18 protein-coding genes are annotated in these 20,978 nt (G+C 35.6%); 6 read left to right on the top strand and 12 right to left on the bottom strand.

Annotation, left to right across the window (positions count from 1 at the left end; all coding sequences use genetic code 11):
• Window positions 1–55: 55 nt before the first annotated feature.
• From QYS49_RS04800 to QYS49_RS04790, 3 genes are all read left to right on the top strand, one after another.
• Window positions 56–1,123 (top strand): ArsO family NAD(P)H-dependent flavin-containing monooxygenase, encoded by a 1,068-nt coding sequence (locus QYS49_RS04800; RefSeq protein ID WP_308350574.1) that lies wholly within the window; start codon window positions 56–58, stop codon window positions 1,121–1,123.
• 180 nt (window positions 1,124–1,303) lie between these two features.
• Entirely contained in the window at window positions 1,304–4,225 is a 2,922-nt protein-coding gene (locus QYS49_RS04795) for a SusC/RagA family TonB-linked outer membrane protein (RefSeq protein ID WP_308350573.1), read from the top strand.
• A gap of 11 nt (window positions 4,226–4,236) precedes the next feature.
• A complete protein-coding gene (locus tag QYS49_RS04790; RefSeq protein WP_308350572.1) occupies window positions 4,237–5,577 on the top strand; it encodes a RagB/SusD family nutrient uptake outer membrane protein in 1,341 nt (446 codons plus the stop codon).
• A gap of 313 nt (window positions 5,578–5,890) precedes the next feature.
• Here the strand turns inward: QYS49_RS04790 and QYS49_RS04785 are convergent, their stop codons facing one another.
• From QYS49_RS04785 to QYS49_RS04760, 6 genes are all read right to left on the bottom strand, one after another.
• On the bottom strand, window positions 5,891–6,460 hold the full coding sequence (locus tag QYS49_RS04785; RefSeq protein ID WP_308350571.1) for a DUF6134 family protein: 570 nt from the start codon (window positions 6,458–6,460) through the stop codon (window positions 5,891–5,893).
• 32 nt (window positions 6,461–6,492) lie between these two features.
• Entirely contained in the window at window positions 6,493–8,031 is a 1,539-nt protein-coding gene (locus tag QYS49_RS04780; protein WP_308350570.1) for a YifB family Mg chelatase-like AAA ATPase, read from the bottom strand.
• On the bottom strand, window positions 8,021–8,602 hold the full coding sequence (gene lpcA / locus QYS49_RS04775) for a D-sedoheptulose 7-phosphate isomerase (RefSeq protein ID WP_308350569.1): 582 nt from the start codon (window positions 8,600–8,602) through the stop codon (window positions 8,021–8,023). Before lpcA ends, QYS49_RS04780 begins: the two co-directional genes overlap by 11 nt.
• Before the next feature lie 8 nt (window positions 8,603–8,610).
• Window positions 8,611–9,003, bottom strand: coding sequence for a hypothetical protein (locus tag QYS49_RS04770; RefSeq protein ID WP_308350568.1), 393 nt, complete (start codon window positions 9,001–9,003; stop codon window positions 8,611–8,613).
• Between the two features lie 129 nt (window positions 9,004–9,132).
• The gene (locus tag QYS49_RS04765; protein WP_308350567.1) at window positions 9,133–10,962 is read right to left on the bottom strand and encodes an ABC transporter ATP-binding protein; all 1,830 of its coding nucleotides are present in this window, start codon (window positions 10,960–10,962) and stop codon (window positions 9,133–9,135) included.
• Between the two features lie 106 nt (window positions 10,963–11,068).
• Window positions 11,069–12,781, bottom strand: coding sequence for a capsule assembly Wzi family protein (locus QYS49_RS04760; protein ID WP_308350566.1), 1,713 nt, complete (start codon window positions 12,779–12,781; stop codon window positions 11,069–11,071).
• A gap of 141 nt (window positions 12,782–12,922) precedes the next feature.
• Between QYS49_RS04760 and QYS49_RS04755 the strand changes: the two genes are divergently transcribed.
• The 3 genes from QYS49_RS04755 to rpiB all read left to right on the top strand — a co-directional run bounded on the left by QYS49_RS04755 (window position 12,923) and on the right by rpiB (window position 15,139).
• A complete protein-coding gene (locus QYS49_RS04755; RefSeq protein ID WP_296621625.1) occupies window positions 12,923–13,168 on the top strand; it encodes a type B 50S ribosomal protein L31 in 246 nt (81 codons plus the stop codon).
• Between the two features lie 270 nt (window positions 13,169–13,438).
• Window positions 13,439–14,629: a GlmU family protein gene (locus QYS49_RS04750; protein ID WP_308350565.1), complete on the top strand. Its 1,191-nt coding sequence runs from the start codon at window positions 13,439–13,441 to the stop codon at window positions 14,627–14,629.
• Window positions 14,630–14,710: 81 nt separating this feature from the next.
• Window positions 14,711–15,139: a ribose 5-phosphate isomerase B gene (rpiB, locus tag QYS49_RS04745; protein ID WP_308350564.1), complete on the top strand. Its 429-nt coding sequence runs from the start codon at window positions 14,711–14,713 to the stop codon at window positions 15,137–15,139.
• A 45-nt stretch (window positions 15,140–15,184) separates the two neighbouring features.
• Here the strand turns inward: rpiB and QYS49_RS04740 are convergent, their stop codons facing one another.
• The 6 genes from QYS49_RS04740 to QYS49_RS04715 all read right to left on the bottom strand — a co-directional run bounded on the left by QYS49_RS04740 (window position 15,185) and on the right by QYS49_RS04715 (window position 20,972).
• Window positions 15,185–15,931, bottom strand: coding sequence for an outer membrane lipoprotein-sorting protein (locus QYS49_RS04740; protein WP_308350563.1), 747 nt, complete (start codon window positions 15,929–15,931; stop codon window positions 15,185–15,187).
• Window positions 15,928–17,202, bottom strand: a complete 1,275-nt coding sequence (locus QYS49_RS04735) for an ABC transporter permease (protein ID WP_308350562.1) — start codon at window positions 17,200–17,202, stop codon at window positions 15,928–15,930. Before QYS49_RS04735 ends, QYS49_RS04740 begins: the two co-directional genes overlap by 4 nt.
• Window positions 17,199–18,362 carry an ABC transporter permease gene (locus QYS49_RS04730; RefSeq protein ID WP_308350561.1) on the bottom strand — a complete coding sequence of 388 codons (1,164 nt, stop codon included), beginning with the start codon at window positions 18,360–18,362 and terminating at the stop codon, window positions 17,199–17,201. The genes QYS49_RS04735 and QYS49_RS04730 overlap by 4 nt, the downstream gene beginning before the upstream one ends.
• A gap of 98 nt (window positions 18,363–18,460) precedes the next feature.
• The gene (locus tag QYS49_RS04725; protein ID WP_308350560.1) at window positions 18,461–19,168 is read right to left on the bottom strand and encodes an ABC transporter ATP-binding protein; all 708 of its coding nucleotides are present in this window, start codon (window positions 19,166–19,168) and stop codon (window positions 18,461–18,463) included.
• Between the two features lie 11 nt (window positions 19,169–19,179).
• The gene (locus QYS49_RS04720) at window positions 19,180–20,301 is read right to left on the bottom strand and encodes a hypothetical protein (protein WP_308350559.1); all 1,122 of its coding nucleotides are present in this window, start codon (window positions 20,299–20,301) and stop codon (window positions 19,180–19,182) included.
• A gap of 101 nt (window positions 20,302–20,402) precedes the next feature.
• The gene (locus tag QYS49_RS04715; protein ID WP_308350558.1) at window positions 20,403–20,972 is read right to left on the bottom strand and encodes a TetR/AcrR family transcriptional regulator; all 570 of its coding nucleotides are present in this window, start codon (window positions 20,970–20,972) and stop codon (window positions 20,403–20,405) included.
• Window positions 20,973–20,978 lie beyond the last annotated feature (6 nt).

Genomic DNA, 20,978 nt, shown 5'->3' with positions numbered 1-20,978 from the left:
GTGCGCTAACTTGTGAAAAGCAAACAGGTATTTATAAAACCGAAAAAAATAACCTATGCAAGAACAAAAAATACATGATGTTATCATAATAGGAGGCGGACAAAGTGCTCTTGCTTGTGGCTATTATCTCCGCAGAACTGATTTGGAATATGTAATTCTGGATAATCAGGAAAAATGTGGTGGAGCCTGGCAACATGGGTGGAAATCTTTAACACTCTTTTCTCCAGCAGAACACAGCTCCTTGCCAGGTTGGTTAATGCCCAAATCAGAAAATGAATTTCCTAGTAGAGAAGAAGTAATTGACTATATATGCCAATATGAAAAGCGATATCGATTACCAGTTGAAAGGCCTTTTGAAGTAAAAGATGTAGAAAAAGAAGCGGATTACTTTGAAATCATAACTGACAAATCAACATTCTACAGTAAGACTATAATTTCAGCCACTGGCACTTGGGAAAAGCCTTTTATTCCTGAAGTTCCTGGAAAGGAAAAATTTAGTGGAAAGCAAGTTCATTCTGCATTTTATCAAAAGCCAGAAGTTTTTACAGACCAAAAAGTATTGATAGTGGGAGAAGGCAATTCAGGTGCTCAAATTTTGGCTGAAGTCTCCAAGGTTGCTGAAACTGTTTGGACAACACGTAAAACACCTGAGTTTTTACCTGATGATGTAGATGGTAGAGTTTTATTCGATCAAGCTTCTGCTAAATATTATGCTGAAAAGAAAGGTGAGAAATTTGATGCTTCAAAATACAATTTAGGTAATATAGTGATGGTTCCTTCGGTGAAAGAAGCACGAAATAGGGATGTCCTCCATTCAAAAGGTCAAGTCAAAGCATTTACTGAATCAGGAGTAATCTGGGAAAATGGAGATGAAGAATCATTTGATGCTGTGATTTGGTGCACTGGTTTTGGTTTTGCCACAGACCATTTAAAAAATATTGTTTCAACAGATGAAAGAGGCAAAATTAAGACTAAAGGAACCCGTTCTGTTGAAGAAGAGAATCTATGGTTAGTAGGTTTTGGCGGCTGGACAGGTTTTGCTTCTGCCACTTTGATTGGAGTTGGGAGAACTGCAAGAGCAACCGTTAAAGAAATCAATGCTAATCTATTAGAAAAAGAATAACATGATACAATAACAGCACAATTCTAAGCTAACAATCATTAGTTCGTAAAGCATACAAATGTTTTCATTTACATAGATAATATTTAACATTTCTAACATCTAGATAAGATATTTTGCATATTATTAATTAATATCAGTTTTATTGTTCATATTAACATTAAAACAAAACTTAAAATTGATATGAAAAAACAGTATCTATTATTGATTATTCTATTCCTGATGGGAACGTTTTCATACGCTCAAGATCGGGTGATAGAAGGAACAGTTGTGAGTGCCAGCGATGGTTTACCTTTGATTGGTGCTACAGTTGTGAAAAAAGGATCGACTTCGGGAGCCACAACTGATTTAGACGGAAAGTTTAAAATTGAACTTTCTAAACCAGAGGTTTTAGTGGTTTCTTTTATTGGATTTGCTCAAAAAGAAATTGCTGTTAATCCAGATCAAACTGGTGATTTAACAATTAGACTTGAAGAAGATATCACTAAACTAAATGAAGTGGTAGTTTCCGGTCTGGCATCAAGTGTAAAAAGATCTAATTTAGGTAATGCGGTAGCTACGGTTTCTTCTGAAGAATTAACCGGAATGACCAACCAACCTACTATGGACAATGCTTTATATGGTAAAGTAACAGGGATAAATATTACTTCTAGCTCTGGAGCACCAGGAGGTGGTGTTGCTATGAGGTTGAGAGGAGTTACCTCTATTACAGGAAATAATCAACCCTTATTTATCATTGACGGTGTTTATGTAAGTAATGCAGAAATTCCAAGTGGATTAAGGAATGCATCAGGTGCAAATTCTGGAAACGAAGAAAATGCATCAAACAGGATTGCGGACTTGGCACCTAGTGATATTGAAAATATAGAGATTTTAAAAGGTCCATCAGCTGCTGCTATTTATGGTTCACGTGCTAATGCAGGTGTTGTTATCATAACTACCAAACGAGGGAAAAGAGGAGAAACTAGAGTTAACCTTACCCAAGATGTGGGTTTCAGCACAATCCAAAGAAAAGTAGGTATTGGTCAGAGAGATTGGACACCTGCTTTAGTAGCGGAAGTATTTGGCCCTGACGAAGTGGCTAGATATAATGCCGCATTAAACGGAAGAGGCTTAATTGATTATGAAGAAGAAATATATGGAGAGACTGGTTTAATAACAGACACAAAAATTAGTGCAACTGGTGGAAGCGAGGACACTAAATTTTATGTTGGTGCTTCTTTAAGAGATGAAGAGGGAATAATTAAAAATACTGGATATACAAGAGCAAGTGTTCGGGCTAATATTGATCACGAATTAACTGATAGAATAAAATTCACCACTTCAAGTAATTTTGTAAATTCCACCACTCAAAGAGGTTTTACAGGAAATGAAAATGAAGGTGGTTTGAGTTATGGTTATAATATGGCTTTTACCCGCCCTTGGGCAAATCTGTATCCTGATGAATTTGGCAACTATCCTGACAATCCAAATGCTGCCGGTAATATGTTATTAGTTAGAGACCGAGCATTAAATGATGAGGTAATTAATCGTTTTATTCAAGGTGCAAGCATAGATATTAATCTATATGAAACTGACCAATCATTCTTGAAATTTAAATGGAATGGTGGCTTTGATTCTTATAACCTTGAGACATATGTATATGTGCCAGAATATCATCAGGCACAAGGAGTACAGAATGGATTTATTGGAGTTGGAAAAAACAGTATCTTCAATACCAACAACCAAGGATTTTTAGTTTGGGATAATTACCTAAGTGGAGGATCAATTCAATTGACTTCTCAAGTTGGTTATACTTATATTACTTTTGATAGAGATCTGGTATATAATCAAGCTACACAATTGATTCCTGGTCAGACCACTTTGGGCCAATCTGGTACTCAGGAATTAGGTCAAACGTTACAAAACGTAAAAGAATTCGGTTTCTTTGCTCAGCAAGAAATGAATTATGAAGATAAAATCATTGCTACATTAGGTGTAAGAGCTGATAAATCAACATTAAATGCCGATCAAAATCAATTCTACTACTTTCCAAAAGCTTCAGTTGCTTTAAACTTAGCTAATTTTAATTTTTGGAACTTAGATTTATTCAATCAATTCAAATTAAGAACCGCTTATGGTGAAACAGGATCTAGTGCAACTTTTGGTTCGCTATATACAAGTTTCCAAGCAGTAAATATCGGGGGTTCTCCAGGGGTTTCCGTTGGAGGATTGAGAGGAAGTCAAGATTTAATACCAGAAACTGCTTCTGAATTTGAAACTGGTATAGATGTTACATTATTAGATAATAAGCTTTCATTTACAGCTACTTATTATAATAGAAATATCTATGATTTAATTCTTCAAAGAGCCTTACAACCTTCAACTGGATTTAACTTAGAGGTTACAAACCTTGCCGATTTGCAAAACCAAGGATTAGAGTTAGCATTAAATGCCAGCCCAGTGCAAAACGAAAATTTCGTTTGGACTTCTACTACCAATTTCTGGTTTAACAGATCAGAAATTACGAGATTGGATGTACCTCCTTTTGCACCTGCAGGTTCTGGATTTGGTTTAGGACTTGGTACTGCATTTATAGAGGAAGGTCAACCAGTAACACAATTAAAAGGTACTATTGACGGTGAAGTGGTAACAGTAGGAGATGCAGAGCCTGATTTCCAAACATCATTCTTAAATAGCTTTACAATATTCAAGAACTTTGACTTTAGTTTCTTAATTCATGTTAAGGAAGGCGGAAACAACTTGAATTTAACAACTTTTTTAACAGATTTAGCAGGTTTAACGGGTGACTTGGATGATCCTTCAGGTATTGAAAGAACGTCTAATCCTAATACTGATAGATTTATAGAGGATGCCTCTTATATGAGATTAAGAGAAATTGCTTTATACTATAGATTACCAGAATCAGCAGTAGATGTATTCAATGGCGCGGTTAATAAAATCAAGATTGGGGCTTCTGGAAGAAATTTATGGACAGTAACCTCTTATACAGGATATGATCCTGAGGTGTCCGCTAAAGGCGGGACAGGACTTTCCACTGGCTTGGATGTAAACCCTTTCCCATCAACTAAACAAGTTTATTTTCACCTAGCCTTAGAATTTTAAATCAAAAAATCATGAAAAATATTAATATAAAATCAATAGCATCAGGATTAGTAGCATTTTCTATGCTATTCTTCTATTCATGTGAATTTGAAGATCAGGTAGACCCTAATAATCCGAATTTACAGCAATACAATCAAGATGCGACAGTTAATGAACTCAACAACATTGTGGTTGGCATGGAGTCTGGAATGCGTAATGGACTAGCATTGTATGTAACTTCTACGGGTTCAATCGCTCGAGAATTGTACCTATTTAATGCAGATCCTAGAAATACCGAGGATTTACTTGGTAAGAATGGCGGTCAGCTAGACAACAATGTTTTCTATCTGAATGGCCCGTATAACGGTAGTTACACTAATGTCAAGAATGCTAATATTCTATTGAATGCTTTGGATAACACAGAATTTGTATCTGATCAAGAGAAAAATGGTTATAGAGGTTTTGCAAATACTGTAATTGCTTTACAGGAGTTAAGAGTATTGAATATGCTTGATGAAAATGGAATTAGAATTGATGTGGCAAATCCTGATAATTTAGGCCCCTTTGTAGGTAAGAGTGCTGCTTTAACACACATTGCAGAATTGCTAAATACTGCCAACACTCAATTAGGTAATGCTGGTGCTGAATTTCCTTTTAGTCTTTCATCTGGTTTTGATGGATTTAATACGCCAACAACTTTTGCGTTGTTCAACAGGGCGTTGGCTGCTAGAGTTGCCATATATAGAGAAGAATGGGGATCAGTGGCAGGATTACTTGCAGATTCCTTTTATGATCCCAATGGTGATTTAAGGGTTGGTCCAAAGCATAGCTTTTCGACTGCTTCAGGAGATCTATTGAATGGTCTATATAAGATTCCTGGAAATAATGGTGATATGATTGTAGTGCATGACAGGTATTTAAATAATGCTGAAGATGGGGCCGATACAGTTGATTTAAGAATAATCACAAAAATGTCCAGAAGAGAAAACGCAGCTTCTCAGGATGGGTTAAATGGTGAGCTTGAAACAGCTTTATTTGAAAGCCCAACTTCACCGATTGATATCATTCGAAATGAGGAGTTAGTCTTGATTTCAGCAGAAGCTAAAATGCAAAATGGTGATATTCCAGGTGCTATCGCTGATATAGATATAATCAGAGATTATGCTGGTCTTGAGCCTTATAGTGGTGCTCAAACCAAAGAAGCTGTAATTGAAGAATTATTAATTCAAAGACAATATTCTTTTTGGTGTGAAGGTCATGCAATGGTAGATTTAAGAAGATACGGAAGATTAGATGATGATTATTTACCAATTGACAGAGAAGGTGATCAAGTTTTTAGTCAGTTTCCAGTTCCATTAACTGAAGCTGAATAATTTTCCAAGATTTATAGCTCATTTTAAAATAGGTTATTGAATCTAAAATAAATTACTTAAACCTGTGGAGATTACTTCACAGGTTTTTTTATTGAAAAAAAAGCTATATCATTTTAAATATTTTAACCTTTATTCAAATTGATATAGAATTTTAAGAAGGGGTACTCTTGATTATAATATCAAAGTTTGTGAACCAAATAAAAAGGTATCCTTAAGACTTTTAAAGAGACGATGAAGGGCATTACGGGCTCAAAAAGCTACTTCTAGAGGGAATAAGGATTGAAATTAGAAGATTAAATGAACCATATTTTCATTACTCTTTCCTATCATTAAGTTTTATTTCATATTCCACAGCACCAAGATTAAAGTTACGTTGAATACAAGTCCCATTTTCATTATACTTAAAAATAGACTTCTCCCCTTCATCATTTAACATCATAAAGCGGTTTCCATCTGGTAATTTTGCTACTTTATTATATTGGTGAGTACTTTCCGAGAAGACTGAATCTCTTTTCTGAGGTTCTTCAAAATAAAGTTTTACTACACTTTTCACTACTGGTTTTTCATGCCATGCTTTTGAAGTATCCATAGTGGTTCGGTAATATTGCTTACCGAGCAGCTGCTCCATCTTAGCCTCCTTTATCGTTTCTCCATTTCTTTTATCTACAAAATAAGTTTGACGTAAAGTGTCATTTTGATAAATAGCTTCATGCAATTGCACCATTTGAGTTGGTCTAAAAAGTTTATACTCCAAATCCATAACAGCTGAATAATAAATCTTTCCACTATCCAATGCTTTTTTGGTTACAAGCATATTGCCCACCGGTTTTCCTTCAATAGTGACATCATAAATGAGTTCCTGAGAGAAACTAATGAAACTCATTACCAATAAAAAACTTGTAATAAAAACTAACTTCAACCTGCCCATTCTTCTCTGTCTAAACTTCTATATTGAATTGCTTCAGCTAAATGCTCAATTTTAATATCTTCACTTCCTGCTAAATCAGCTATTGTACGGGAAACTTTCATAATTCTATCATAAGCCCGTGCTGAAAGTCCCAATTTTTCCATTGCATTCTTTAACAACGCCTTTCCTGCGGAGTTTATTACGCAAACTTCTTTTACCATTTGAGAAGGCATCAAAGCATTGGAATGAACCTCCTCTAAGCCTTCAAATCTTTTCTCCTGTATTTCTTTAGCAGCTATTACCCTCTTGCGAATGGTATCACTGCTTTCAGCTTTACGATCAGCCGTCATTTGATCGAATGAAACCGGAGTAACCTCTACATGCAAATCAATTCTATCCAAAAGTGGGCCACTAACTTTATTCAAATACCGTTTTACAGAACCTGGAGGACAAACACATTCTTTTTCAGGGTGATTATAATATCCGCATGGACATGGATTCATACTAGCCAACAACATAAAATTAGCAGGGAATTCAACAGAAACTTTTGCTCTGGAAATTGTTACTCTTCGTTCTTCCAGTGGTTGACGCATTACTTCTAAAACTGTCCTTTTGAATTCTGGTAATTCATCCAAAAACAAAACTCCATTATTAGCTAATGAAATTTCACCTGGTTGAGGAATACCACCACCTCCTACTAAAGCAACATCAGAAATTGTATGGTGGGGTGCTCGGTATGGGCGTGTTGCAATCAAAGAAGCGTTAGGCCCCAATCTTCCGGCAACAGAATGTATTTTTGTGGTTTCTAGAGCTTCGGTTAAGCTTAATGGAGGTAAAATTGAGGGAAATCTTTTAGCCAGCATTGTTTTTCCTGCTCCGGGAGGCCCGACCATAATCACATTATGTCCACCGGCTGCTGCAATTTCTAAAGCTCTTTTAATATTTTCCTGACCTTGTACATCTGCAAAATCTGCTTCGTAATCATTAATATTAGTGAAGAAGATGTCACGAGTATCCATTTCCATTGGTTTTATATCCGAGGTTCCTTCTAAAACACCAATGGCATCATTTAAATTTGTGACAGGAATCACATCTAAATTATTAACAATAGCTGCTTCTGCTGCATTTTCCTGTGGAAGTATAAAGCCTTTAAACCCCTGTTTTCTAGCTTCTATGGCAATAGGCAAAACACCTTTTATGGGCCGGAGTGTTCCGTCCAAAGCTAATTCTCCCATTATCATATAATTGCCTAATGCCTCGGTGAATATCTGTTCAGACCCACTTAAAATTCCTAAAGCAATTGGCAAGTCATAAGCAGAGCCTTCTTTTTTTACATCAGCAGGTGCTAAGTTAACTACTACTTTTTGGCGAGGCATTTTGTATCCGCTATATTTTATAGCAGCATCAATTCGATGTTCACTTTCTTTAATGGCATTATCGGGCAAACCTACCATGTGAAATTTTGTACCTTGGCTTACATTAACTTCTATGGTAATTACATTAGCATCTACTCCAAAAACTGAACTTCCATAAGATTTAGCTAGCATACCCTAATCTTTTTTCAATCAGCAAAATAAAAATGTGAATAATCTTGATATGAATTTCCTGAATTCTGTCAGCATAACCAGCATGAGGAACTCTTATTTCCACATCGCACTCATTGGCTAACTTGCCTCCATCCTTACCTATAAGCGCAATAATCTTCATTCCTTTGGCTTTTGCTGCTTTGCAGGCTTCTAAAATATTTTTTGAATTCCCGCTGGTGCTGATGGCTAATAAAACATCGCCTTTTCTTCCTAAGGCTTCAATTGCTCTACTGAATATAAAATCGAATCCATAATCATTGCCTACACAAGTGGTATGACTGATATCGGAGAGTGCCATAGCGGCTATGGCTGGTCTCGCTTCTCTAAATTTTCCGCTTAATTCTTCGGCAAAATGCATGGCATCACAGTGGGATCCACCATTTCCACAACTCATCACTTTTCCTTCCTTCTTGAAGGAATCGACCATCATTTCTACAGCCGTTTCTATATTGGCTAACTGCTCGGGTTGGTTTAAAAAATCATCCAGCGTTTTCTGTGCTGAATTCAATTCATTTTTAATAAGGTTGATCATTTAGTCTCTTATGATTGGGGATTTGTATCGTCAGTTTTGGTTGAATCTTTTTCTTGAGCTTCATTTTTAGGACTATCAATCTTTTCGCTTGAAGTCTCAGGCTTTGCTGAAGTAGTAGAACTTTCAGATTCCTTTTTATCATAAAGCTTAGCTTTAAATTGGTTGATTTCATTTTCATGCTTTTCAATCAATTTAGCTTTAGCTTTTTCTTGTTGTCGGAATAGAAAAACTACTATAAGAAAGAGGACAAGGCCAACAATAGCACTGTATTGAACCAAATCCATTTGTTTGAATAAATCAAATAAAAAGTTTAGATCATTCTTTCCTATCGAAATAATTACCACAGTGGCTATGTGAAAGACAAGAAGCGCCACAAAAACAATAATTTTAAAAGTCTTCATAAAAATGATGTTGTGATGGTTGTGATTATGAATATAAACAAATATAGAAATTATTTAACAACTAGTATTGCCAAGTTGATTAAGAACCGATAATTAAAGCTGTTTTTGAATATTTATGCCACCTTTACCTCAACTAACAGATTGAATCTCAATTAGCTTTTTATAAACACCACCTTTTTGCATCAACACATCATGTTTACCTTCTTCTATGATTTCCCCTTCTTGCATCACATATATTTTATCAGCCTCCTGAATGGTACTTAATCTGTGAGCAATCACTATTGAAGTTCTATTCTTCATTAGGTTTGTCAAGGCATCTTGAACTAATTTTTCTGATTCAGAATCTAGAGCTGAAGTAGCCTCATCTAAAATCAATATATCTGGATTCTTCAAAATTGCTCTTGCAATGCTTATTCTTTGCCTTTGTCCACCGGAAAGTTTGGTTCCTCTTTCTCCTATTTTAGCATCATATTGACCTTCCATTTGAGAAATAAATTCGTGGGCATTAGCTACTTTAGCAGCTTGCATTACTTCCTCTAAAGTGCATTCAGGTTTGCCAAAGGCAATGTTATTGAAAATGGAATCATTGAACAAAATGGATTCTTGACTAACGATCCCCATTTTTGCTCTTAAGCTTTCAACTGTTAAATCTTTCAATGAAACTCCATCAATTTGAACTTCGCCATCAATAGGATCATAAAAGCGAGGAATTAAATCAGCCAATGTAGATTTCCCGCCACCAGAAGGGCCAACCAATGCTATTGTTTCCCCTTTTTGAATGTTGATGTTAATATTTTTCAATACTTTTTCTTCTCCATAGGCGAAAGAAACATTCTTAAAGCTTAATTCACTTTTAAATTCTTCTAATTTTTTTGCTGTGCTTTTATCAGTTATTGCAGGTTCTAAATCTATTATCCCAAATATTCTTTCTGCAGAGGCCAAACCTCTTTGTACATTGCTGAAAGCTGTAGACAATGATTTAGCAGGCACCAAGAGCTGTGAATAAATAGCAATGAAGGCTATAAAGTTAGCTGCATTTAATTCTGATTCACCTTCCAAAATCATACCACCACCTATTAGCAAAACCCCCACCACTACAAATACTCCTAAAAATTCAGAAGTTGGGCCAGCTAAGGCTTGTCTTTTCTGCATACTGACATTAAATTCAGCATAATTTTTCACTTCCTTTTGGAAACGATTTTTTGAGAATTTAATAGCATTAAAAGCTTTAATGATGCGCATTCCGCTAAGGGTTTCATCCAAAATGTCTGATATTCTCCCTATAGTTTCTTGGCTTTGCCTTGCTTTCTTTTTTAATGAAATGGCAATGTAGGATATAATAAAACCCGAAACAGGTAAGATAATCAATGTTATTAGGGTAAGTCTAGCAGAAATAAAAAATAGGGCAATAAAATAGCCAATAAGCATAAATGGCTCTTTAATTACAGCCTTTAAGCTATTTACTACCGTAGCCTCTACTTCTTGAACATCAGCCATTACTTTTGACATGATATTCCCTTTTCTCTCTTCCGTATAAAAACCAATATGCATATTCACCAACCTGTGGTAGAGTGCATTTCTTAGGTTGGAAATCACATTAGCTTTCACTATTGCAGAAATAACGGCTAATAAATATTTAAATAAGTTAGAAAGAAAAATACTTATAATTAATATCACACATACAAACTGAAGTGCCGCAAAACGATCTTCCTGCACTATGGCCAGAAAATAATAGTCGAATACATCTGTGAAATATTGAATGCTGAGATTAAAATCAGGTAGGGTCTCAGGTATTTTGGTTTCTTCCTCCTTAACTTTAAACAGCACATTTAATACGGGCGTCAAAATCCCCAATGTAACTACACTGAATACTGCTTGAAATATAGCATAAATTAAATATTGAGGCGCTAACCAACCCAATGGTTTTGCATACGAAAGCACTCTAAAATATGTCTTCATGTGTGTTTAATTGTCCTAATTATTAGAATTTTCTAAAAGGATGACTCAATTCCTTAAATTTGGGCGCAATTTACGAGTTAAATTATGGAAAGTAGAACGAAGCTGTTTAAAACAAATTTTCTCTTTTAGGAATATTTGCCCTCATCGAAGCTCCGAAGAAGTTATTTTCTGCAGTATTATTATCAAATTCACTTACTTGATTTCGGATACTATAATTCAGATCGATAAAAATATTATGATAAGGCATAAAGCTCAAACTCAACTTCACGAACTTTAAGCTATTACTTTCTCCCTGTCCAATAGTATGACCAAACTGCCATCTGCTTCCCGTATCAGGATTTACATGATTGTAACGGTTATTGTTGGATTTAAATATATCGCCTCCAAAGTGAGCATTAGCGCTTGTATCTGTTCCAAATTCAGCCATTACTGCTTGAGCCTTAAAATGAATTCTTGGGCTTATCTGATAACGCAAAGTGGCAATCCATTCTTCAAAATTTGCACCTAAAGGATGTGCCAGTGGTTGTTTATAATTTGAGTAATTTGTAAAATTAGTATCATGAGCATACATAAAAGGCCTTGACACATTATACTCAGCCTGTAAATCCAAATTAGGAATTTCAAATGCATTTACATATTTCAAACCTGCTTGAACAGCCCATTTATTAGCCCACCAACCCCCTTGTCGTAAATTATCAATTAAAAATTCATCCAAAACTAGCTGACCGTAAAGGCTGAACCTTTTTAAGAAAAGTGCTCTGAAATCCATACCTACTAAGGCATTGCCTGAGCTGCCATCCTGCTGCTCCAAAGCACGATAAAAAATAATTGGATTGAAATAAACAGGATCAATTGGATTTTGCGCCACAGTTGAATCTCCTGACATTATGGCTTCAAAAATTCCGATATTTATATTATCAGTAATATTATAACTTAGGTGATGCAGCGACATGAATTTTCTTGGATATTGATATTGCGTTCCAGAAAGTTGATTACCTCGCAAAACAACATCCGCTGTTTGTAATCCAAAAAGATTGGTATAATTCAATTTCCAGATATTGGTTTCGGCTTTTAAGAATAAATAGCCTGTTGCAAAATCACTCAAAATTAACGAACGCTCTCCATTTCCGATAAAAAAGCGGTCATGCCCAAATTGTAAATTGATATTTTTTGTGGCTTGGAAGGAAATGTATCCACGAGCCGTAAAAAAATCCACTCCTTCATTATTATCACCATATGGTTTCCAAAAGCCTTCATTAGGAACAGCTTTAAAATCCTTAATATAGGTATTGACATGATTAAGAAATATGATCTGATTCTCACCAACAAAAGTATAAAAGCCAAGCTTATTATTGATTAATCCTCTTACTTCAAATCCTCGAGTATTGGTATATAGTCGGTTATCAGTGATGCTTTCTTTTCCTATAGAAAGACCCACAACAGGATTTATATGTAAATCAAATTCCTCATTATGAACATTTAGAAAATCAGGTTTAGTTTTATAAATATGTCCAAATATGCCTTTATCATTTTTGTAATCAGCGCTATCCGTCCATTCCCAGCTATCATTTTTCAGGTAATTATAGTTAAATTCATCTCTCTTATTGAAATTATCTGTATCAAGGCTATCCAAAAACTGAGCAATTTCTTTACGATTAAAAGGCTTCATGGAGGCGTGAAAGCTTTCAGAAAATTTTCCACTTTGTATTTCCAATCGCTCCAAAAGGTGATAATAATCACGATTTAGTGGTGCATTTACAGCTTGAGAATAGGCAATTAAACCAGAGAAAAAGAACGCAATAGTTAGTAATAATCTCATATAGAATAAATTAAAGCTGCAAGATAACCAAAATATTAGAGTGGATAAACAAAGGAAGGTTTGGAAAGATAAAAAGCTTCTGCTATTTTTGCATTCCTTTTAAAAGAATTGGTTGGAAATCAATAATTTAATTAATTAGTTATGAAAAAAGATACTCATCCGGAATACAAAGAAGTTGTTTTCTGGGATACTCAAGCAGACGTGAAATTCTTAACGAGGTCTACAATGTCCTCAGGTGAAACCATCAAAATGGAAGATGGCAAAGAATATCCAGTAGTTAAAATAGAAGTTAGTTCAGCTTCTCACCCTTTTTATACAGGAAAGAAAATTTTCTTGGATACTGCAGGTCGTGTGGAGAAGTTCAACCAAAAATACAAGAAGAAATAATTTATATTTCTTTCAAAAGAATTCAAAACCTCTTCGATTTCAAATTCGGAGAGGTTTTTTTTATGTCTCGCCACTACAATAGAGACCGCCAAGGTTGTTTTCTTTTAACCACAAAGATTATAGAGATTTCACAGAGGAACACTAAGTGACAGCTAAAGCTGTTGAAATAATAGGTAAAAAAGACAAAGTCGAATCAATTATGTTTCTAATTCTTTTTAAATTCATTCATAGAATTTCAGATTTATAAAATGAAGCTTGTAAATTTGGGGCATGAACTATTTGCTCATAGAACAAACCGATTTTAGAAATCAACTTAAACCATTTACTTTCACTCGCCCTATTGCAGAAATTCGAGTAGGAATTTTAACTATTAAGGAGAAATGGGAAAAACATCTAAATGCAACATTATCTCATATTTCAGCTCCAACTTTAAGCGAGAAATATCCAACAAAAACGGAAGCCCGAAATATTTTAATCAACAGCTCTGTTTGCCCTAATCCTGAATTAGTGAAAGCTATTCAGTTGGGCGCAAGTTTGAAAAAAGAAGGTGTTTTAATTTCTGCTACTGCAACTGAGGAGGAAATAGGTTTTTTTGATCCAAAGCAAAAACTTGAAGAAGCTGCAGAATATGATGGTGAAATTACCATGATCACTCAGAGCTGGCACATATTTCAAAAGAATGCGGCTGAAATCAGAAGTGATTTTGAGTTGATTACTGCAGGAAGAAATTCTCAGCATGTGAATGATCCACACACTTCAGTTTATGGTGAGAAAAATATTTTTATAGAAGAAGGTGCTTCTATTAAGGCAGCTATTTTGAATGCAGAAAATGGCCCAATTTATATTGGTAAAAATGCGCAAATCCATGAAGGCGCCATCATCAAAGGCCCATTTGCTATGCTAGATAATTCCCATGTAAATATGGGTGCAAAGATAAAAGGCGATTCAACTATTGGTCCTTATTGCAAAGTAGGTGGAGAAGTGAGCAATTCTGTTTTCTTCGGCTATTCCAGCAAAGGGCATGATGGCTTTATCGGGAACTCTGTGGTAGGAGAATGGTGTAATCTAGGCGCGGACACCAATACGTCCAACTTGAAAAACAATTATGCCAGCGTAAAACTTTGGGATTATGCCAAGGGCAGTTTTAAGGATACGGGCTTACAATTCTGCGGTTTAATGATGGGAGATCATTCCAAATGTGGAATCAATACCATGTTTAATACAGGAACTGTTGTAGGCGTTTGTTCTAATGTTTTTGGTAGTGGATTTCCAAGAAATTTCATTCCTTCTTTTGCATGGGGAGGTGCCGCAGGCTTTAGCACATTCAATTTGAAAAAAGCTTTTGAAGTGGCTGAAAAAGTGATGGAAAGAAGGGATAAAACATTGGACGAAACGGAACAAAAAATCCTGACTGAGCATTTTGAGGAAAGCAAGGCAGATAGGATTTGGGAGAAAAAATAAAAACTGCTAGTAGTTCAGACCTTGCATGTTTCATAAATCTTCCAGGTCTTTTTAAAATATTTATTAATATAAACACATACAATGAAAGTAGCAATAGGTGGCGATCATGCTGGATTTGAGTACAAAAAGCAATTAGTTGAATTTCTTGAAAAAGAAGGATATGAAGTAAAGGATTTTGGTCCAGATTCAGATGCATCTGTTGATTATCCTGATCATGTACATCCTTTAGCTGAAGCAGTAGAAAAAGGAGAACAAGAATTGGGCATATTACTTTGTGGAAGTGCAAATGGAGTAGCTATTACAGCTAATAAGCATCAGGGAATCAGAGCAGGTATTGCCTGGGAAGATGAATTAGCAGCACTGACACGCCAACACAATAATGCAAATGTCATCTGCATTCCAGCTCGTTTTATTGATTATAACAAGGCGCAATCAATTGTGAAAACTTTCTTAACTACCGAATTTGAAGGTGGAAGACATGGAAGAAGGGTTGATAAGATTAGTTGTTAAATGGACAAGAGCCTAATTTTTTAAAAAAATTAGGCTCTTTCATTATCACCTCTTCAAAGAAGCCTTATTGAAAATATAATCTGGAATCTCAGGATTAAACTGAATGTCCAACACTATAAAATCGGTTCCTTCTCCCTCCTTCAATACATCCTTATAATTCACGTTTTTTGGATACCATCTTCCCGCTATCTTCTCAACATTTTTCATAGTGATTTGCTTCAGAAGTTGTCCGCTTTTTGCATAAAGCTCCTCTTTTAAAGGCACAAATCTTTCTTGATCAATCCAGGTTTTCCGCTTTTGGTAACTAGCATCTTCCACAGTAGCATTTAGCTCTAATATCCAGCATTTTCTATTATCAATAACTTCCTCACCAGTAATTTGGGCATCATAAATGTCAGTAAGCTGTCGGTCTTCCATTAAATCTTCATATGAAAGATCAGAACCCATAACCGATTGCCTCAGCATGTGACCTGAAAGTTGAATGGTTCTATCCGTGGATGGATTATAAATCCACAACTTATCTTCCAGCTTCAGCATTTTAGTGCCTTTTTCTCGCTCTGGTGCTAAATACTCCGTAAATGCCTTTTCATTTCCTTCTGCATATCCTTTGGAGACAATCTCTCTTGTATTTCTTCTCCCATGAATCACCATTTTAGATTCCGTTATGGTGGAGTTGGAACTTATGTTTTCATCCACTTTTTGTAGAATTTCATCTGCGGTTAATTGACTTTGCCCCATTAAATTGAATGGGATTATCAAAGTCAATAGCCATATTTTCATATTATTTCTCATACTTCTAATTCTTTAAATAAATGTGCAGTTTGTCTTTTGTAAATACCCATTCCTGAAAGCATATTCCCTAAAACCATGGCGCAAACGCCAGGTATAAATCCAATGTAAAATTGTGATGGGATCATTTTCGCCCTCAAAGTGGAAGGAATCATCATGCTTGATTGAGGCATTAAATCACTGATATCAACCCCTACTTCTTGCATATAATAAGTTGCTGATAAGCCCAATATTGTACCAATTATTGATCCCATACCTCCAATGAGAATGGCTTCAATAATTGATTTTCTGTAAATACTTCCTTTAGATTCTCCTAATGCCAATCTAATTCCATATTCTTTATAGCGTCTGAGTCCGCCTAATAAACCAGTATTCCATAATACTACAGACATGGCAAATATTAATATGATCACTATAATTTGTGACATATAATTACTGTAAGCCAGCATATCTCCCAGATTGTTTTGTTGTTCTAAGCTGAACATTTTAGGAGCGAATTCATCATCTGAAGAAGCCTGCTTTTGATTAAATTCATTGGCGATTTCAAAAGCTTTTTCGCTATTATATTGCCCACTTTCAAAATAACCAAGAATTTCTGTGGCACCATTATCCATATCCAATAAGGTTTGCGCATCGGATATATCCATGACTACAGCTCCTCTATCGAAACCAGCGGTTCCAAAATGCACAGTGCCAGAAACAATGAAATTCTGAAAAGCCATGCTTCCGTACATAGTGGAACCTACATAGGTAATTTCATCACCAATTTCAATATTCAACTTTTCAGAAAAATCATGAGCTATAAGGACTTCTCCATTTTTACCCGGGATTTCTCCGCTTACTAAAGCTTGTTCAATATTTAATCTTTCGGCTTCTCGACTTTCCTGTGAAAAAAGTGAAATAGCCATAACGCTGGCTGGTCCTTGACCTTTTGTATTGCCATTGTCATCGGCTATATCTAAAAGTCCACCAAACCTTATGCGTTTTACCCATTCCACCTCAGGGTAAGATTTTTCTAAACCTTCTTGAAGCTGATCTACATCCAACAAAGCCAAATCAATTGGCATTTGATCCTTATTATCCGCATAAGATCGACTCATAATTTTCACATGTCCTGTATCAAATCGTGCATTTTGATTGATAATATCTTGAAAAACACCTGCTAAATAACCACTCAGGAAGACCGTTAAGGTAACACCTAATGCCACAATGATGATAGGCAGAAGGCTGCGGTTTTTATCTCTTAATATTCCTTTTAAAATAAACTGTATCATTGGACTTTTCCTTTTAAAGCATCAACAGGATCCATTTTTGCAATCTTTCTAGAAGGTAAAAAGCTCACGATCGTGGCTGAAATTACAACCAAAGCCAGGGTACCTAACAAAAGACCAATACTAAAAGCTGGGTAAATACGCTGTGCAATGGTGATTCCCATATCTTCTGGAGTTACATATTCCGGCATTCCGATTCCATTTGTAGCAAAATACCAGAAAATTGGAGTACCAATTATAATTCCTACAACGCTTGCCATTAAGCTGTACATACTACCTTCAATAGTAAATAATTTAACCACTTGCCATCGGGTCATGCCTAAAGCTATGTAAGTCCCAATTTCCTTTTGTCTCCTGAAAATGGACAACACTTGAGTATCAAAAATTGCCAAAAGAGCAATTCCTAGCAGTAGAAGATATAAAATAGAACTGCTGGCACTTTTCATTTCAATAATTTCCTTTAACTGGTTTAAAAGCTCTTCTTTGGAAGAGAATTCCCAGCCTTCTAATTTTTCAGCTTCGTATTTCTCATTAGCTACAAAATATGTTGCATGTCCATTTAATTCTGTCATCTCCCAAAGCTTTTCAATCGGAATCCAGATTTGACCTAAATCAACACCTGCCACATCTGTTTCAAAAATCTCAGTAATGGTGATTTCTGATGCATCAAAAGTTCCGTTCTTATCTCGCCATCGCAGTAAAACTTGATCTCCTACTTTAAGATTATTTGAATTAGCCATTCTTTGACCAATTAAAGCAGGAATTCCAGCATCTGTTCCCTGAAATGCTTCAGTTGGAATACTCAATGTTTCCTGATTTGCATCTATGCCTTTCATCAGAATGGAAATCATTCTGCCTTCAGGATATAATGATGCCTGCCGGATTAAAATAGGAGATAAATTTCCGCTTTTTCCTGATTCCAATTTTCCATGAGCATCCGTTAAAGTAAATGGATCTAATGGATCGTAATCTTGATGACGGAGCTGACCATTTCCATATTCCCATTTGATGCTCTCCCTTTGTGCTTGCAGATTCCAGCCATCCAAATAGCCATTAAAAAATATAATGACAATGAAAGTAAAGGCTAAAATCCCAACATTCAGCCAGGTGCGCAATCCTGCACCTACTAAATTTCGATATGCCAATTGAAATGCGAGTTTCATGTGTATATTGTTTGTTTTTTTACGGTCACATGGAATCTTTGATTAAAAATTTATCTTTGGTTGGTGTGAAATTCAAAGCTAAACTTTTAATGTCGATTTCATGACTTTTGATTTTGCACTGTTATGATTTCATCTTTTTCCACTTCCCCACCTTTTAAGTGAATAATGCGGTTCAGATATTTCATCACCTTTTCATCATGAGTGGAAAATAGAAAAGTAGTACCGAGTTCTTCATTGAGTTTTTTCATGGTCTGAATGATCGCATGGGCATTAGTGGCGTCCAAATTGGCTGTAGGTTCATCTGCCAACACAATTTTAGGTTCCTTCACCATCGCTCTGGCAATTGCCACTCTTTGTCCTTCACCACCTGACAATTTTGAAGGCTTTTTATCAGGTATATTCTCCAAACCCACCCATTCCAATGCTTGCATAACTGCCTTTCTTCTTTCTTCCTTGCTTTTATTTTGTAAGAGCAAAGCAAATTCCACATTCTCAAATACTGTATAGACAGGTAATAAATTATATACCTGAAAAATAAAGCCCAAATGTAGATTCCTCAGTTGTGCCGACTCTTTATGGCTCAATTCAGCAACATTCTTATCCATCACCCAAGCATTTCCGCTACTCGGCTGATCCAAAGAACCAATGATATTCAGCAAAGTGGTTTTGCCAGAACCGCTGGGTCCAACTATTCCTGAAAATTCACCCTTCTCAAAATTGAGACTGATGTTTTTCAAGGCAACAAATTCCCCTTCTCCTTCGGGAAATTTTTTGGTTACGTTTTCAATTTTGATGATAGGTTCCATAAGCATTTTATTTAATGATTTAAGACCAGCATAATGCGCACTCCTGGTCCTGAAAAGTTATTGACTAATTCATTTTGTTGAATTCCTTGAAATTCAGAAGGATTATAATAAGCCATCAAGTAGCCTATAATTTTCTTGAACTGATGTTGGTAATTTAGAAAAAAAGTAGTGCTCTCAGTTTCCCAGCTATAGTAAGCCAAGCCACTCAAGCTATCAAAAAAACCCAATGGATAATTCAAACTGGCAGCCGTAATATTTGCATACTTATCAGAAAAGTAATCCTCACTATTTCCATATAAAAGATGTTCTGTAATTACAGTAAGCCCATTACCTAAGCCAAAAGTATAATCCGACCCTATATTTATTAGATTTTGATTGGTCAAAAGCCCTAAATTTTCTGCTTTATGAATGTAAGTAGCTTCCATCCATAAACCGACTACCCAATCTAATTTGACATCTACTGCCCATCTGTTTTCAGCAATGTTATTAAATGAATTATCTTTCAGAAACTCACTCGCATCTGCTTTTCTGTGATGGTAAGTAAAACCTATTTCACCTGTTAGGAGTGGAAGCTGGACTCGCCCACCAAATTCAGGGACTTTATCATTCGTCTCCACAGCATCAAAACCTCTTCTTTTGCTATTTCCATATAAGCCCCACGCCCAAATATTGGTGTTATTTTTAAAATAGTAATTTCCCATAATCCCATAAACTCCATTAGTTAGAGCCAAAGGATCACGCGGATCGATTTGATTAAACCATTGTAATGGTCGGAGCAAAGTTGCCACTCCAAAATCAAGTTTTTGTAAGCCAGCTCTAATTTGGAAATTTTGTCCAGCATATCGAGCCCAAAGTCGGTAAGGGTCTAAATTTCCATCGGTTTGATTATCCTGAAAAGGGTCTGAAAGAATTGAGCCACTGATATTAGCCGAAGCTAGCATATCAAAGCTTTTACCGGAATCTAAAGAATGTGTATAATTGATTTCGGGTATATAGCGCCCACCTACGAATAAATAATATTGATTATCTGGGCTGTAATTACCAAAAGCTGATACTTGACCATCCCACGAAATCTGGCTTTTCAGAAGGAAAGGGGCAAAAATTAGCAATATGGTAATTAAGTGGTGTTTCATGTGTATGTAACTGTTTTTAAGTTGCCACATGGAATTCGATAAATTTTATTCATCCTCGGTTGGTATTTTGAGGATTCTAAAATTTATGCTCATTTCATGTGTCATCGTTTGACAAAAATTCCATAGAAGAAAAAATTTGTCAATTCCATTATGGCTTCATCCATGCTCTTGAACATTTTCAGGAAATTTTCATCCTGCATTTTAGATCTAATCACCCCCAACATATCAATGATAAATTCTGGCTTTAAATCTTCCCTCACCCAACCTTCTTTTTTCGCCTTCTCGAAATCAGCTATCATTACTTTATAGGATTTCAAAGAATATCTTTGAATGAGTTCACTCAGAGCTGAGCCATCTTCTGTTAGGATTTCATTAATGAAATCCTTACTCATTTTTTTTGCTTCTTGATGCTTGAGGTTTAATATCTCGTTAATCTTTTCTGGAAATGGCTTTTTCTCATCCATGATAGCTGAATACCGTCTCAAGTTATCTTCTAAGATGGCTTCCAAGATTTCCTCTGCAGCATGCTCCTTATTTACGAAACGTCTGTAGAAAGTCATTTTACTCACACCTGCGTGCTCGCAAATTTCTTCCACGGTTACTTTCTTTAAACCATATTTCCAAAATAAAGCTTTGGCACTGTCTAATATCGCTTTTTGACTTTTAGTCATTCGCTT

Source organism: Marivirga salinae, assembly GCF_030503855.1.
GTDB classification, from domain to species: domain Bacteria; phylum Bacteroidota; class Bacteroidia; order Cytophagales; family Cyclobacteriaceae; genus Marivirga; species Marivirga salinarum.
This window is presented reverse-complemented; position numbering and strand designations above follow the sequence as displayed.

Excerpts from the sequence above, each read along its gene's own strand:
- QYS49_RS04800 (WP_308350574.1), top strand. The coding sequence starts at position 56 with ATGCAAGAACAAAAAATACATGATGTTATCATAATAGGAGGCGGACAA.
- QYS49_RS04795 (WP_308350573.1), top strand. The coding sequence starts at position 1,304 with ATGAAAAAACAGTATCTATTATTGATTATTCTATTCCTGATGGGAACG.
- QYS49_RS04790 (WP_308350572.1), top strand. The coding sequence starts at position 4,237 with ATGAAAAATATTAATATAAAATCAATAGCATCAGGATTAGTAGCATTT.
- QYS49_RS04785 (WP_308350571.1), bottom strand. The coding sequence starts at position 6,460 with ATGAGTTTCATTAGTTTCTCTCAGGAACTCATTTATGATGTCACTATT.
- QYS49_RS04780 (WP_308350570.1), bottom strand. The coding sequence starts at position 8,031 with ATGCTAGCTAAATCTTATGGAAGTTCAGTTTTTGGAGTAGATGCTAAT.
- lpcA (WP_308350569.1), bottom strand. The coding sequence starts at position 8,602 with ATGATCAACCTTATTAAAAATGAATTGAATTCAGCACAGAAAACGCTG.
- QYS49_RS04770 (WP_308350568.1), bottom strand. The coding sequence starts at position 9,003 with ATGAAGACTTTTAAAATTATTGTTTTTGTGGCGCTTCTTGTCTTTCAC.
- QYS49_RS04765 (WP_308350567.1), bottom strand. The coding sequence starts at position 10,962 with ATGAAGACATATTTTAGAGTGCTTTCGTATGCAAAACCATTGGGTTGG.
- QYS49_RS04760 (WP_308350566.1), bottom strand. The coding sequence starts at position 12,781 with ATGAGATTATTACTAACTATTGCGTTCTTTTTCTCTGGTTTAATTGCC.
- QYS49_RS04755 (WP_296621625.1), top strand. The coding sequence starts at position 12,923 with ATGAAAAAAGATACTCATCCGGAATACAAAGAAGTTGTTTTCTGGGAT.
- QYS49_RS04750 (WP_308350565.1), top strand. The coding sequence starts at position 13,439 with ATGAACTATTTGCTCATAGAACAAACCGATTTTAGAAATCAACTTAAA.
- rpiB (WP_308350564.1), top strand. The coding sequence starts at position 14,711 with ATGAAAGTAGCAATAGGTGGCGATCATGCTGGATTTGAGTACAAAAAG.
- QYS49_RS04740 (WP_308350563.1), bottom strand. The coding sequence starts at position 15,931 with ATGAGAAATAATATGAAAATATGGCTATTGACTTTGATAATCCCATTC.
- QYS49_RS04735 (WP_308350562.1), bottom strand. The coding sequence starts at position 17,202 with ATGATACAGTTTATTTTAAAAGGAATATTAAGAGATAAAAACCGCAGC.
- QYS49_RS04730 (WP_308350561.1), bottom strand. The coding sequence starts at position 18,362 with ATGAAACTCGCATTTCAATTGGCATATCGAAATTTAGTAGGTGCAGGA.
- QYS49_RS04725 (WP_308350560.1), bottom strand. The coding sequence starts at position 19,168 with ATGGAACCTATCATCAAAATTGAAAACGTAACCAAAAAATTTCCCGAA.
- QYS49_RS04720 (WP_308350559.1), bottom strand. The coding sequence starts at position 20,301 with ATGAAACACCACTTAATTACCATATTGCTAATTTTTGCCCCTTTCCTT.
- QYS49_RS04715 (WP_308350558.1), bottom strand. The coding sequence starts at position 20,972 with ATGACTAAAAGTCAAAAAGCGATATTAGACAGTGCCAAAGCTTTATTT.